This is a genomic window from Pseudomonas sp. B21-040 (assembly GCF_024748695.1).
Lineage (GTDB): Bacteria > Pseudomonadota > Gammaproteobacteria > Pseudomonadales > Pseudomonadaceae > Aquipseudomonas.
Genome location: NZ_CP087176.1, coordinates 2497819 through 2510792, shown reverse-complemented (window position 1 = coordinate 2510792; position 12974 = coordinate 2497819). Strand labels below are relative to the sequence as shown.

The window sequence follows — 12974 nt, the reverse complement described above, 5'->3', positions numbered from 1 at the left end:
TTTGTTTTAAGCACACTCGCCCTCACGCACCCCCTTGTTCCAGGGAGTTGCGCTTTCCAGGAGTGAGGGCATTTGCCGGTTGGCTTAACGCCAGTCGGCTCCTGAACTAGCGATCCAGCTCGAGGACGAGTGCTTCGGCTTGTGGCCAGTGGCCAAATCCTGCGGCCGGATTAAGATGACCCACGGCACCGAGATTTCGCAGTTCGGCGCCCCAGCCCTGAGCCATATCACTAACGGCTTCCAGGCTGGCGAGGTAATCATTGGTGCTGCCGACCACCAGACTTGGGAACGGCAACGGACCTTTGGGCAGCGGATCCCAACCATGGGCCCGCAGTGATTCAGAGGAAGGATAGCCTTGCGGCCAGATTGCGTTGAGATCCGGAGGTGCAGCCAGCAGCGCACCTTTGATCGGGCGACTGTGCTTGGCGGCCCAGTGCGCGACCATCAGGACACCGGCACTGTGGGCGACCAGAATCACCGGCCCTTCGATTTGCTCCAGTTCGTGCTGGATTGCACGGACCCGTGCGGCACAGTCGAGCTTGTCGGTTTCAAGCGGCGGGACACTGCGTACTTTGCAGAGTTTGGCCTCAAGCAATGTTTGCCAATGCTCGGCCACATGCTCACGCAGGCCAGGCACGATCAAAACGGTTGCGACAGTTTGCAGTTTGTCCACATCAGCACCTACGCTTTCTCGATGACTCGACTGACTCAGTGGTCAGAAGCTTTTTGTAGTGCTGACATTAAAGAGCGCCCACCCCCGGCGCTTTTCATTGGACGTCAGTCGCTTTTCTTTTCATGACAGATTTTGGGGGGTCGACGTGAGGTGCCCGCTGGTCGAAAACTGCAACGAGATTGCCCAAGACCACTGTAATCAATACGTGAGAAGGGTTTACCTCGATGTGATGAGGGCGATTAGAGGTGTCACCGGCTGTACATCAGCGCCAACACCACAACTTTTCATTTGATGATGTGCTGGATATAGTCGCCTCGCTCATTCCAACGCTACCGGCCCAGGGAAGACTTTTCGCATGACAAAGCTTGTTCGCGCTGCCGTCTTGACCAACTACCTGGAGGTCACTCAATACCTGGGGTTCAACCCCCGTGACGTACTGGCTGCCAATGGTTTGAGCAGGGCCCAACTGCTGGCGCCGGAGCATCGCATCCCCATCGATTCCGCCGTGGGTCTGCTGGAGGATTCGGCCGTCGCCAGTGGCTGCCAGAGCTTCGGCCTGAGCATGGCCGAGTCGCGTCAACTCTCGGACTTCGGGGTGGTCAGCTTGCTGCTCACACACCAGCGCACGCTGCGTGAAGCCTTGCAGGTCGTGGTGCATTACCGTCACTTGATGAACGACTCGCTGGCCATCTTCATTGAAGAGGCCGGCAAGTTGGTGATCATTCGCGAAGAGGTGGTCACCGACACACTCCGACCGTCCCGGCAAGCCAACGAGCTGGCGATCGGCGTGATGTTCCGTTTGTGCTCGGCGCTGCTAGGCGCGCATTGGCACCCCTACAGTGTCAACTTCACGCACCAGCCTCCAGACAACCTGCAACTGCATCGCCGTCTGTTCGGCTGCACGCTGGAGTTCGGCAGTGAGTTCAACGGCATTGTCTGCCCCAATGCCAGCCTGGATGCGACCAACCCCCATGCCGACCCGGCCATGGCCCGTTACGCCCAGGGTTACCTCGACTCTTTGCTGAGCACTGAAGGGCAATCGTTGCTGTTCGAGGTGCGCAAGGCCATTTACCTGCTGCTGCCGATGGGGCGCGCCACCATCGAACAGATCGCCCAGACCCAGGGCATGAACGTACGCACGCTGCAACGTCGCCTCAAGGATGACGGCTGCGCCTTCAACGACCTGATCAACGACGTGCGCCGCGACCTGGTGCTGCGTTACCTGGAGAACCCGAACTATTCGCTGGGGCGCATCGCCGACATGCTCGGCTATTCCATGGCGAGTTCCTTCACACGCTGGTTCATCACCCAGTTCGGCATGCCCCCCGCCGCCTGGCGCGCACAAAAGCCAACCCCTTCAAAGCCTGTCTCGGGTCCCGACGAATCCTGAGCCAGCCGAACCTTCGATTTTTGAGGTATTAAACATCGCCCGAAAGGGCTTGTTTAAAACCCGTCCAGGTTACGTCCTGAAAGCCACAAGACCTTGCGCCGTTACCTACGGCTACGCCAGAATCCGCCGGCTTGTGCGCCTTGAGGCCGCTCGGTAACTTGATTCATGTCACTGCCCATCAGTGATCGGGTTTAGTCGCCCGTTGATGTCAAGAACGCACAATGCCTCTATCAGCCAGGTCTCCCATGCCTGCACTCGATGGCGGCTGTGCGCAGGGCGCTTCGGCGCGCCGATTTCTTGGCTCATCGGTCGACTAACCTGTGCACAGCTGCCTCCCTTTCGTTTAGTCGCGAGCTGGTTGCAGCCTCTCTCATATGAGGTTCGAGCCAATGTTCAAAGTAACGCCCAATCCGCCAGACACCGATCCGGCATCCCCGTACGAACCCGATTCAAAAAAACTCAACGACGCCGCCGAGCGCGCCCTCAACTTCCACTTCCCATCGAATGCCGACATCAAAGCCACTGCGCGTAAACCCAGCAAACTGTTTGCCGTGGACCCAGAGGCCACAGCCGAAACCCTGGCGGTTTTTTTGGTCGAGACGCTGGCCTCGGTGGATGTGATGGTCCATCACTTGGTGGATCATCTGGAGGGCGAGTCGCGCCACGCCCTGCTGGGTATTTCCAACAGCATCATGGTGGCGGAGATCACGGCGATCCGGGTGCTGGATCACATTGATCCGTCCCCTTAACGCCAAAGGCGCCGTGCTGAAATCCTGAGATAGCGAACAGTCCTGTCGACATTCAGGACTCGTCCTACAGCCACCATCAACCTCCTTCGTTAACGTCGCACAGCTCCTTTTTCGGGAGCTGTCGACGGACGAACGCAAGGAAGATCAGTGGCTGGCAACAAGGAAGTTCCCAGGGTTAAAAACCCACCCTCCGGTGACGGTCATCACGTCACCCACCGCTTCATGACCACCACCGAACTGGCCGAGCGCGAGGCGCGACAAAGCGCTTACGACGCCATGCTCGCTCGGCAGCAGGCTTTTGAAGATCGTTTTCAAGGCTCGACGAAAAAGGATGAAACCGTTCGTGCCGGATGCGTGTTCGCCAAGTCCTGCAACTTGCCGGACGCCATCATCGACTACTCGAATCCCTCAGGCGTCGTCCCCACCGACAGCCTCAAGGATTACGGTGAAATCGCCTGGCTTGGCGCTCGTGACGTAGACGACACAGGGCTACTGAATCTCGAAACCATCAGTGGCAGTACCCTCTCGCTCGGCATCGGCCGGCTCGCCCTTGGCGCCCCCACTCTTGCTACTCCGGTCCTGGGCCTTGGCGCTGCCGGGGCCGCGACATTGGCCGGTGTTGTTGCCTTGTTCTGGACACCTAGCCTGGGTGACAGCGCGCTGTATACCGAAGACCAACTGCGCGCCCTGAAACAGGCCAGAACCCGCGTTCGATTGCAGGTCGAGCAACAGGCTGATGGCAGTCTCAAGGGCTACGGGTTCTACACCGGGAAAAATCGCGATTGGGAAATGGTGGATGTCGTGCAGTTCACAGCGCGCGGCAGTCAGCAGGTGGCGGATCTCGGGGACGGTGTTGAGCTGATCTGGACACCGGCTGTGGATGGTTCAGACATCCTTGGCATTCCTGCGCTGGAGGCCGCACCGCAAGCGCCGCACATTTGGGTGTATCCGCCTACGCCGGCGGCGGACAGCATTATCGTCAACCCGGTGTATCCGCCTGAGTACAAGGACTTCATTCTTGTGTTTCCGGTGGGGTCGGGGGTGAAGCCGTTATACGTGGTGGTGGCAAGGCCTATCAGTGGTGACCACAGCTATCATCCTCCACCAAAAACTCTACCGGCATTCCCCGACGCGAATCCGGTTCGGACTAAAGGAAATCGAAAACGCTGGGAAAGTAAGAAGCGCATTTATGAGTGGGATTACCAACATGGCGCCGTCGAAGTGTACAACTGGGCAGGGGATCACTTAGGGGAATTTGATGCAAAAACTGGCAAACAGACCGGAAAAGCAAAACCTGAAAGACGGACATCAACGAAGTAATGACGAGGGACAAAAATGACATTTATCGCAATCAGCGGATTTTTCCCCGAGTCGAATCCCGACAATTCATTGCAATATGAAAAGGATGTGCCGCAAGCCTTAGAGGATGCCGTGTTGAACGTCATGGGCTGGTCAACCTTGTGGGATGTACCTATGGGTGAGTACACACTCTCTCCCGATCAAGCCAGTGTGATTATGGGCTTGGTGGGTGACCCCTTAAGAAAAGACCTGATGTATTACATGGGACTCTGTAGCAACGACTAACAATATCGAATTTGGGATATTTGACCACACCAGGCACTAAAAACCCCGACCAGTCACCTGTCGGGGTTCTTGATCGGTCCCACTCTCCGTGTGGAATGCCGCCGTGGACGCTTCGCTTTCCGTCCACGACTCCAAGCCTAAGTTCTACGCAACGGTGACGCGGAGCGTCACTGGATGCATTCCCACGCAGGAGCGTGGGAACGATCAGAAATCTGAACGAAATATTCCTAAAAAATACTTGTGAGACGACGATGGGATTAAAACTAAGGCTGGAATGGTTTGACAAGCAAACGGAAAGTTTTGAGGGCGAAGAGTTCTCTGATGATCTGGGCGATGATGAATCAGTACTTGATGCTCTCGGAATCCCCCTGGAGAACAACATTAACAACGGAGGTTTTAATGTTGATAGACAATGGGTCGCCATTATCCAACCTTACTTTCGCCACACCATTGAAATCACCGATTCTGACTACCAAATCTCTTTTGACTACCGAGAAAATTGGTAGTCGAACAAGTACGCTGGTCCGTTCAACGAAAAAAACGGCGACTGCTGTACAGTCGCCGCCAAAAGCCGATGTTTGTGACACCGACCGAGAACCGCAAAGCGCTGAGGAGTCAAACGCAATGCGGCCCTGCCATAAAACGGATTCAGACCGGGCTCAGAACCCCCAGCGCAGCAACAGCAGCACCAGGACAACGAGGAACACCGTCTCCCCTATCATCAGGAGGATGGGCTTGATGCCGACGGCGGCCAGTTCCTTGAGCTGAGTCTTCATGCCCAGGGCACTGATGGACACCACCAGGCACCAGCGCGACAGTTCATTGACCGTGCCTTGCACGGCTGGGACCACCCAGCCTGTGCTGTTGATGCAAGCCAGCAGCAGAAAACCGACGGCGAACCACGGCAGCAGAGGCGGTCGCTTGCCTCCGGTTTCGACGCCCTGCATGCGCGTTACCATGGCCGCACAGACGATCACCGGCAGGAGCATCGCAACCCGCATCAGCTTGACCACCGTGGCCGTATCGCCCGTTTCGGTCGACATGCTGTAACCGGCACCGACCACCTGGGCCACATCGTGGATGGTGGCGCCGAGGAAAATACCCGCCATTTGCGGTGACAATGAAAACCAGTTGGCAATCATTGGATAAACAATCATTGCCATGGTCGACAGGGCCGACACACCAATGACGGTAAACAGTGTGGCGCGTTCCTTCTGCGGATGATTGGGCAAAGCCGCCGCCAGCGCCAACGCAGCCGAAGCGCCGCAAATCGCCGTCGCGCCACCGGTGAGCATGCCGAACAAACGCTGGAATCCCAGCAGCTTGGCCGCGATCACCGAAACGCCAATGGTCACCACCACCAGAGTCACCACCAGCGCTACAGGCTTCCAGCCCAGCCCGGCAATCTGCTCAAGGGTAATGCGCATACCCAGCAGGGCCACGCCGATGCGCAACACGGTGCGCGCGGTAAATTCGATACCCGCTTTGCACACGCCTTCACCGGCGAGGAAATTCAGCGCCATGCCCAGCAGCAAGGCAAACAGCATCACCGGTGCACCGTAGTGCTCGGACAAAAACGAAGCGGCTGCCGCCACGATCAGACTAACGATAAACCCCGGGGCCAGTTCGCGTGTTCGGCTATGGATACGGGTGAGAGCGATGGCGCTCATGGCGCGGACTCCTCAGAAACGATGACGATAAAAGCCTGGCCGTCGATGACTTCGACCGGGTAGTTGTTGACCTTGAGCGCGGTGGAATTAAGCAGGTAGCCACTGCGCAGATCGAAGCGCAGGCCATGGGCACAGCATTGGATCACCCGGCCATCGAGACGCCCGCCACACAGCGAGGCGCCCTGATGCGGGCAACTGTCATCGATGGCAAACAACTCGCCCTCGACGTTGAATAACGCCAGGCTTTTGCTATCGAATTCGAACAGCGCACGACCACCCGCCTGCGGCAGTTTTCCCGCAGGTACGGGGACACGAATGGTCATGACGGTGACCGCTCGCGCTGGCTTTCGTGCAAGGCGTCGATCATGGCGCCAAGCAGCGCCTCGGGCGGCTGCGCGCCGACCATGGTTATCCGGCGGTCGAACTGAAAGCTCGGCACACCGCTGGAGCCCCCCACTTCATTACCGACAAAGGGACCGGATTCGTCTTGCAGGTAATTCTTTACCGCGTCAGCGTCGTAACCACACGACTGGGCGATAGCGATCAAGGTCTCGCGGCAACCCAGGTCTTCGCCGTTCTGGAAGTACGCGGCGAACAGACGTTCAAGCAACAGATCGCGCTGGGCCCTGCTCCCCCGTGTGTTGGCATGCGCCAGCAGACGATGGGCATCTGCCGTGTTGGGCATCGTGGCAATGCGACCCAAATCGATCGCCACCCCTACCGAGTTCGCGGCCTGTTTCACCTGGGCCTGACGCATTGCTACGGCTTCGGCACTGCCCAGACGGTTGAGGTAGAACTGTGCGAACGGCTCACCCTGTACCGGCAGATGAGGCAGCAACTGCACCCCATGCCACACGGTGGTAATCAGCACGTCGGGGTGCTGCAAGCGCAGCAACTCCTGTGCGCGTTCCAGTTGGCGCTTTCCGATCAAACACCATGGGCAGATGAAATCGAAAAACACATCTATACGTAAACGACCACTCACACCTTCACCTCTAACACCGCTTTGTTACTCACTGAATCGTTGACCTGCTCACCCGCCAACCGGGCAATGTCTTTTTGGTAATGGCACTTGGCAAAAAAGAACACGGCCGCTGCCGCGATGCTCACCAGCGGCACCAACTGGAACGCCCCCTGCAAGCCAATCATGTCGGACACCTTGCCGGTGATGAACGGCCCCGGCGCCAGGCCGAGCAAGTTGTTGGCCAGGGTGAGCGTGGCAAACGCTGTACCGTGGACCGAGTAATGGGTCAGGTTGGCAACCATTGCACCGGCAGGCCCGGTCGTACCGGCAGCAATCAACATGCCCAGGCAAATCAACAGCAATTGCGCAGGCCCCGGCGGCAAGGCGAATGCCGCGGACAACAGCAGGCAACTGCCCAGGCAATAGGCGATGGCCAGCGCGACCTTGCGCTCCGCCGACTGGCGGCACATGCGATCGCTGAGCATGCCGCACAGGATCATCCCGGCGCCGCTGCACAGGACAATAATTGCCGCCATGCCGCCAGCCTTGTCGGTCGGCATGTCGTAGTAACGGTTGAGGTAGCTGGGCATCCATACGATCACGGTGCCGCCGACGAACAGCTGCAAGCCACTGCCGATGTAAGCCGCAATCACCGAAGGGCTGGAACACAACGTGCGCAGAGGACGCTTGACCACCGCGCTGACTTTTTTGCCGGCTTGTACGGCACGCTGGGGGGCGATGCGCGCTTCCTTGACGATGATCGGGTAAAGCACCGCCAGCAGCAGACCAAACAAGGCCATGCCGGCAAACGACCAGCGCCAGCCCAGCTTGGCCGCAATAGCGCCGCCCAAAGCCATGCCCAACACCGAACCGAACATACCGCCCGCCATAAAGGCACTGGCCAGCGTTGCGCGCATGTGTTTCGGAAACACCGAAATCACCACGGCAATACCGACGCTGCCATAGGCGGCCTCACCTACACCCACCATGAAGCGGGCGATAAACATTTGCTGGTAGTCCTGCGCCAACGCGCAACCCAGCGTGGCGATACTCCACAACAGCGCCATCAGCGCCAGACTTTTAACGCGTCCGAAGCGGTCAGCCATCAACGACAAAGGAAAGGTCAGCAGGCCGACCATCAAGGCAACAATGCCGCTGAGCAAACCGAGCTGGCCGTCAGTCAAGGCCCACTCGCCCTTGAGCATCGGGAATACTGCGTTCAGCACTTGGCGTGACATGTAATCGGAAATCAACAAGCCGAACGTCAGTGCGAAGACGATCCAGGCATATTTGCGCGCAACGCCGACACCACTGGTGTCGTCATCGCCATCGGCGATTGGGTGAAAGGCCATGCAGCCTCCTCGAAACTTTCTATTATTTTTGTTATCGAGCGTATTTCACTGCAGCGAGCGGGAGGCCAAGGCCCCCCGCTCCCGCTGTCGGTCAGCCGCGTTGCGGCACACCTTTTTGCCCAGCCTTGCGGTTGGGGGCCATGCCGTTGGCCAACAGGGTTTCTTCGATAGTGTCGTACTTCACGCCGATGCGATAAATCTCACGGGCTTCTTTGCCGGTAGCGATTTCGCGACCCAGCTCATGAGCGATGCGCACGGTTTGCTTGATCTGTGCGACCGAACCAAAACGCTCGCCCTTGTGATCAATGATAGTGTCTTCGTTGCCAACGCGCGGATGCATGCCCATGGCCATCGCCATGGTATTGAACGGCAGCACGTTCTTGAGCAGCGACTCGGACGTCAGGGTGCAGCCGTCCGGTACGCGGTGGATGAAGTTGAAGAAGTTGAACGGATTAGGACCGTCGAAACCGCCGCCGATGCCGATCCAGGTCAGGTTCAATGGACCTTTGTAAAGGCCCTTGCGCACCAGACGCTGCAGAGTTTCCAGAGCGTGCATGCCGGTCAGCTGGAAGTGCGGCTGGATGTCATTGTCCATCAGACGCTTAAGGTGCTCGATAACCCAGGCTGGGCCGGCCGGCACGGTCATTTCGCTGTAGGCAGCCTGATAGGCAGGGTTGGCCAGGGAAGTACCTTCCAGGTATTCCGGGTACAGCAATTCCATGATGTTCATCTGGGTGGTGTTGATCGCCACCGTGACCTGATCCGGTTTTGGCGTCAGCTCGGCCAGCATGTGACGGGTATCGTCAGACAGCCATTTGGCGGCTTCGCCATCGCTTTCAGGGGCGAACGAAATCGAACCGCCGACCTGGATGATCATGTCCGGCACCGCTTCGCGTACGCCGGCAATCAATTCGTTGAACTTGGACAGACGCTTGGAGCCCTTGCCGTCCAGTTCACGCACGTGCAGGTGCAGAACCGTGGCACCGGCTTCATAGCACTCGACCGCTTTCTGGACTTGTTCGTCCATGGTCAGCGGGATGTCTTCCGGGAAGTCTTCCGGCATCCACTCAGGGCCGTACGGGGCCACGGTGATGACCACTTTTTCCATGTTTTCCGGGTGCAGCGAATCGTCGAGAAATTGCATGAGTAACTCCAGTTTTTATGATTGTCCGCCTGCCGGTCATGCCTGGCAGGCGTGTCTACAAATATGAATGTGGGTCTTCGATCAGAACGTCTTGTCACCGATAATCCCGGCGCGTTCCATCTTGCGATGGCACGGCGGGTAATCCATGACGGCGTAATGCTGGGTACTGCGGTTGTCCCAGATGGCGATGCTGTTCGGCTTCCAGCGCCAGCGCACTTGATACTCAGGGATGTACGCCTGGCTGATCAGGTAGCGCAGCAGCTCGCCGGCGCCAGGGTTGGCGTCCTGGCCAAAGCGCACCCTCTCAGGGGTGTGGTAGTTGCTGAAGTGAGTGGTGAAGGCGTTGACGAACAGCACCTTCTCCCCGGTTTCCGGGTGAGTGCGCACCACCGGGTGCTCGGCATCCGGGTACATCGCCTTGAGCGCCAGACGCTTTTCGATCGGCATGGCCGCACCAAAGCTCGCCTCGATGCTGTGCCGGGCACGCAGGTCGGCGATCTTCAGCTTCACGTCTTCCGGCAAGTTCTCATAGGCCACGACCATGTTGGCCCACATGGTGTCGCCGCCTACCGGCGGGCACTCCACGCAGCGCAGCACGCAACCCAGCGGCGGTGCCTCGCGCCAGGTGGCGTCGGTGTGCCAGGCGTTTTCGTAGCGGTCCATTGGCTGGTCCGGATTTTTGTAGATGCGCACCAGCCCCGGATGATCCGGGTCGCTGCCGGCCACCGGGTGATCTTCCAGCTCGCCGAAACGACGGGCGAAGGCCACGTGTTCGGCACGGCTGATGTCCTGATCGCGCAGGAACACCACCCGATGCTTCAGCAACTGGGCACGAATCTCGGCAAAAAGACCGTCGTCGTGCACCGCGTCAGCGAGGTTGACGCCGATCAGTTCGGCGCCGATGTTGCAGCTCAATTGTTCGACTTTCATGGCTGGCAACTCCTTAAATGACGAAAATCGAAGAGCCGGTGGTCTTGCGTGACTCCAGGTCGCGATGGGCCTGGACGGCATCTTGCAAGGCGTAGTGCTGGTTGATCTCGATCTTGATCCGACCGCTGCCAACGTGGTCGAACAATTCGCCGGCCAGCTCGGCTTTTTCCGCCGGGTCGGCGATGTAGTCGGCCAGGGCCGGGCGCGTCATGTACAGCGAGCCTTTCATCGCCAGCAGCGCTGGATTGAACGGCGGAATCGGACCGGATGCAGTACCGACACACACCATCAGGCCACGACGCTTGAGCGAGTCCAGCGAGCCCTCGAAGGTGTTCTTGCCAACGCTGTCGAACACCACGTTGACGCCCACGCCGTCGGTCAATTCACGAACGCGTGCAGCGACGTCTTCATGGCTGTAATTGATCACATGGTCGCAACCGTGGGCCTTGGCGATTTCGCCTTTGACGTCGGTGGACACAGTGCCAATGACATTCAGGCCGAGCAGCTTGGCCCACTGCGAAACGATCAGGCCGACACCGCCAGCGGCGGCGTGCAGCAAAATGCTGTCACCGGGTTTGAAGTCGTAGATGCGGCGCATCAGGTACGACGACGTCAGGCCGCGCATGGTCATGGCGGCGGCTGTTTCGAAGCTGATGGTTTCCGGCAACTTGATCAGCGGTGCAGCCGCGATCAGGCGCTCGGTGCTGTAAGCCCCCAAGGTGTTGAGAAAACCGGTGTACGTGACGCGATCCCCGACTTGAACGTTGGTCACGCCTTCCCCGACGGCCTGGACCACACCGGAAGCTTCAACACCCATGCCGTTGGGCATAGGAATCGGGTAGGTGCCGTTGCGGAAGTAGGTGTCGGCATAGTTCAGGCCAACGGCTACATGACGGAGACGAACCTGGCCTGGACCAGGATCGCCGACTTCGACCTCTTCATAACGAAGGACTTCGGGACCACCGGTTTCGTAAAAGCGAACGGCTTTGGCCATGATTTCTTATTCTCCAATCTGCAATGTTGGCTTGTGCGTCGAATTGCGCTGATTGGACTGTAGGATGACGCCTGATGAACCGCTTCTCATCAGACGACAATGGCTTTTCATTTCATGACAGAGGGGTCGGTGGGGGTTTCGACTATTGCGGGTTTTCAGGCGCGATGGGCTCTGGGTCCACCGCCTTGTCGGTGACGATGGGCAGCTCAATGCCCCAATCGCCATGCAGATACCAATCGTCACCGATCATCTCGGCCGGATGCATCGTGCGGTCAGCACCATTGCCGCAGGCCAGAGCGGTCGCCGCACAATAACGGTCGCACCCCCAGCAAATACGTTCGGGATGTTTTGGGCTGATGGGAAAGGGCTTGGCCATGGCGGTACCCGCATGATCGAAGGGTAGGTATGTAACCTACCGCGCCCGGCCTCAACCGCCCTTGATGCAGGTCAATTACGCTCAGTCACCCTGCCCTTTTTACTCGTGCGTGCGCTGGCATCGCCCGGACTATTGCTACGAAAATTGACCATAATCATTATTATTCTCACTCAGGTTTTTTAGACTCGGGCTCTCACTTCTCAGCCCTTCTGGAAACCCTCATGCGTACCTCCCTCGCGCTGTCCTTTTCCCTGCTGTTGCTCGCCCCCCAAGCCCACGCCAAGGAATACCCGATTGGCGAACCCCAGCTGTGCCCGGGGCTGGAAGTCGGCGCGGTGTACTTGCAACCGATCGAAATGGCGCCTGCCGGCATGATGCGCGCGACCGCTGATTCCGACATCCACCTGGAAGCCGATATCCGCGCCACGGCCGACAATCGCCAGGGCTTTCAGGAAGGCAGTTTCGTGCCCTACCTGAACGTGGCTTTCAGTCTGCAAAAACAGGGCAGCGAGCCACCGATCACTGGCGATTTTCACGCCATGGTCGCCAACGACGGCCCGCACTATGGTGACAATGTGAAGTTGCAAGGCCCTGGCAAATACCGGCTGACCTTTACCCTTCTGCCTCCCGGCGGCCATGGCTCCCTGGGTCGTCATACCGACAAGGAAACCGGCGTCGAACCCTGGTTCGAACAGTGTGCGCTGCACTACGAATTCATCTATGCCGGGATCGGAAAAAAAGGTGGTTATTGAATGAGCCGCCACACACACCAGAAGCCTGAACCGAGGCGCCCGGGCCCGGTTCATCGACGCCTGGCCGGGTTGATTCTGGCCTGCTCGGTCATGCCGCTCATGGCTCAGGCCCAACTACCCAGCATCGAGTTGAGCCTGCGTGACGGGCACTTCATCCCCGCCCTGCTGGAAGTGCCGGCCGGACAACGTTTCAAGATCATCCTGAAGAACATCGGCGAAGGTCCGGCGGAGTTCGAAAGCACGCCACTGCGGGTCGAGAAGGTGCTGTCACCGGGGGTGACGACGTTCGTTGTCATTCACCCCCTCAAGCCCGGCAGTTACCCGTTCTTCGACGACTTCAATCCGCAGTTGCCCGAAGGCGCCATCCTCGCGAAATAGTTGGCTCAACCACGGAGT

Annotated in this window: 16 protein-coding genes; 7 read left to right on the top strand and 9 right to left on the bottom strand. The window is 58.6% G+C overall.

The features are described 5' to 3' along the window. Nucleotides 1–106: 106 nt before the first annotated feature. Nucleotides 107–673, bottom strand: coding sequence for an alpha/beta hydrolase (locus tag LOY55_RS11590; protein WP_046028034.1), 567 nt, complete (start codon nt 671–673; stop codon nt 107–109). A gap of 355 nt (nt 674–1028) precedes the next feature. Between LOY55_RS11590 and LOY55_RS11585 the strand changes: the two genes are divergently transcribed. The 5 genes from LOY55_RS11585 to LOY55_RS11565 all read left to right on the top strand — a co-directional run bounded on the left by LOY55_RS11585 (nt 1029) and on the right by LOY55_RS11565 (nt 4902). Then, on the top strand, nt 1029–2063 hold the full coding sequence (locus LOY55_RS11585; RefSeq protein ID WP_077430416.1) for an AraC family transcriptional regulator: 1035 nt from the start codon (nt 1029–1031) through the stop codon (nt 2061–2063). Between the two features lie 389 nt (nt 2064–2452). Beyond that, nucleotides 2453–2812 carry a DUF6124 family protein gene (locus tag LOY55_RS11580; RefSeq protein WP_109788128.1) on the top strand — a complete coding sequence of 120 codons (360 nt, stop codon included), beginning with the start codon at nt 2453–2455 and terminating at the stop codon, nt 2810–2812. Nucleotides 2813–2959: 147 nt separating this feature from the next. Continuing rightward, on the top strand, nt 2960–4132 hold the full coding sequence (locus LOY55_RS11575) for an S-type pyocin domain-containing protein (protein WP_223523373.1): 1173 nt from the start codon (nt 2960–2962) through the stop codon (nt 4130–4132). Nucleotides 4133–4147: 15 nt separating this feature from the next. Then, on the top strand, nt 4148–4396 hold the full coding sequence (locus tag LOY55_RS11570; RefSeq protein WP_109787004.1) for a pyocin S6 family toxin immunity protein: 249 nt from the start codon (nt 4148–4150) through the stop codon (nt 4394–4396). Nucleotides 4397–4647: 251 nt separating this feature from the next. Beyond that, nucleotides 4648–4902 (top strand): colicin E3-like toxin immunity protein, encoded by a 255-nt coding sequence (locus tag LOY55_RS11565; RefSeq protein ID WP_109787005.1) that lies wholly within the window; start codon nt 4648–4650, stop codon nt 4900–4902. A 153-nt stretch (nt 4903–5055) separates the two neighbouring features. Here the strand turns inward: LOY55_RS11565 and LOY55_RS11560 are convergent, their stop codons facing one another. From LOY55_RS11560 to LOY55_RS11525, 8 genes are all read right to left on the bottom strand, one after another. Further along, complete coding sequence (locus LOY55_RS11560; RefSeq protein WP_046028040.1) at nt 5056–6066, bottom strand: YeiH family protein; 1011 nt, start codon at nt 6064–6066, stop codon at nt 5056–5058. Continuing rightward, a complete protein-coding gene (locus tag LOY55_RS11555) occupies nt 6063–6389 on the bottom strand; it encodes a Rieske 2Fe-2S domain-containing protein (protein WP_046028042.1) in 327 nt (108 codons plus the stop codon). Before LOY55_RS11555 ends, LOY55_RS11560 begins: the two co-directional genes overlap by 4 nt. Then, nucleotides 6386–7051, bottom strand: a complete 666-nt coding sequence (locus LOY55_RS11550) for a DsbA family oxidoreductase (protein ID WP_046028044.1) — start codon at nt 7049–7051, stop codon at nt 6386–6388. Before LOY55_RS11550 ends, LOY55_RS11555 begins: the two co-directional genes overlap by 4 nt. After that, nucleotides 7048–8382 carry an MFS transporter gene (locus LOY55_RS11545; protein ID WP_077430418.1) on the bottom strand — a complete coding sequence of 445 codons (1335 nt, stop codon included), beginning with the start codon at nt 8380–8382 and terminating at the stop codon, nt 7048–7050. The genes LOY55_RS11550 and LOY55_RS11545 overlap by 4 nt, the downstream gene beginning before the upstream one ends. A gap of 91 nt (nt 8383–8473) precedes the next feature. Next, a complete protein-coding gene (locus tag LOY55_RS11540; protein WP_046028046.1) occupies nt 8474–9526 on the bottom strand; it encodes a 3-keto-5-aminohexanoate cleavage protein in 1053 nt (350 codons plus the stop codon). Between the two features lie 81 nt (nt 9527–9607). Next, nucleotides 9608–10456 (bottom strand): TauD/TfdA family dioxygenase, encoded by an 849-nt coding sequence (locus LOY55_RS11535; RefSeq protein ID WP_077430419.1) that lies wholly within the window; start codon nt 10454–10456, stop codon nt 9608–9610. A 13-nt stretch (nt 10457–10469) separates the two neighbouring features. After that, a complete protein-coding gene (locus LOY55_RS11530) occupies nt 10470–11450 on the bottom strand; it encodes a quinone oxidoreductase (protein ID WP_109787006.1) in 981 nt (326 codons plus the stop codon). A 142-nt stretch (nt 11451–11592) separates the two neighbouring features. Then, the gene (locus tag LOY55_RS11525; RefSeq protein WP_109787007.1) at nt 11593–11826 is read right to left on the bottom strand and encodes a DUF3079 domain-containing protein; all 234 of its coding nucleotides are present in this window, start codon (nt 11824–11826) and stop codon (nt 11593–11595) included. 221 nt (nt 11827–12047) lie between these two features. On the opposite strand from LOY55_RS11525, the gene LOY55_RS11520 reads away from it, so the two are divergent. Beyond that, complete coding sequence (locus LOY55_RS11520) at nt 12048–12578, top strand: iron transporter (RefSeq protein ID WP_046028051.1); 531 nt, start codon at nt 12048–12050, stop codon at nt 12576–12578. Continuing rightward, entirely contained in the window at nt 12579–12956 is a 378-nt protein-coding gene (locus tag LOY55_RS11515; protein ID WP_046028052.1) for a cupredoxin domain-containing protein, read from the top strand. The last annotated feature ends 18 nt before the right edge of the window (nt 12957–12974 follow it).

Bases quoted from the DNA above. Each gene is read 5' to 3' on its own strand.
- LOY55_RS11585 (WP_077430416.1), top strand. From the start codon at position 1,029: ATGACAAAGCTTGTTCGCGCTGCCGTCTTGACCAACTACCTGGAGGTC.
- LOY55_RS11580 (WP_109788128.1), top strand. From the start codon at position 2,453: ATGTTCAAAGTAACGCCCAATCCGCCAGACACCGATCCGGCATCCCCG.
- LOY55_RS11570 (WP_109787004.1), top strand. From the start codon at position 4,148: ATGACATTTATCGCAATCAGCGGATTTTTCCCCGAGTCGAATCCCGAC.
- LOY55_RS11565 (WP_109787005.1), top strand. From the start codon at position 4,648: ATGGGATTAAAACTAAGGCTGGAATGGTTTGACAAGCAAACGGAAAGT.
- LOY55_RS11560 (WP_046028040.1), bottom strand. From the start codon at position 6,066: ATGAGCGCCATCGCTCTCACCCGTATCCATAGCCGAACACGCGAACTG.
- LOY55_RS11555 (WP_046028042.1), bottom strand. From the start codon at position 6,389: ATGACCATTCGTGTCCCCGTACCTGCGGGAAAACTGCCGCAGGCGGGT.
- LOY55_RS11545 (WP_077430418.1), bottom strand. From the start codon at position 8,382: ATGGCCTTTCACCCAATCGCCGATGGCGATGACGACACCAGTGGTGTC.
- LOY55_RS11540 (WP_046028046.1), bottom strand. From the start codon at position 9,526: ATGCAATTTCTCGACGATTCGCTGCACCCGGAAAACATGGAAAAAGTG.
- LOY55_RS11535 (WP_077430419.1), bottom strand. From the start codon at position 10,456: ATGAAAGTCGAACAATTGAGCTGCAACATCGGCGCCGAACTGATCGGC.
- LOY55_RS11530 (WP_109787006.1), bottom strand. From the start codon at position 11,450: ATGGCCAAAGCCGTTCGCTTTTACGAAACCGGTGGTCCCGAAGTCCTT.
- LOY55_RS11525 (WP_109787007.1), bottom strand. From the start codon at position 11,826: ATGGCCAAGCCCTTTCCCATCAGCCCAAAACATCCCGAACGTATTTGC.
- LOY55_RS11520 (WP_046028051.1), top strand. From the start codon at position 12,048: ATGCGTACCTCCCTCGCGCTGTCCTTTTCCCTGCTGTTGCTCGCCCCC.
- LOY55_RS11515 (WP_046028052.1), top strand. From the start codon at position 12,579: ATGAGCCGCCACACACACCAGAAGCCTGAACCGAGGCGCCCGGGCCCG.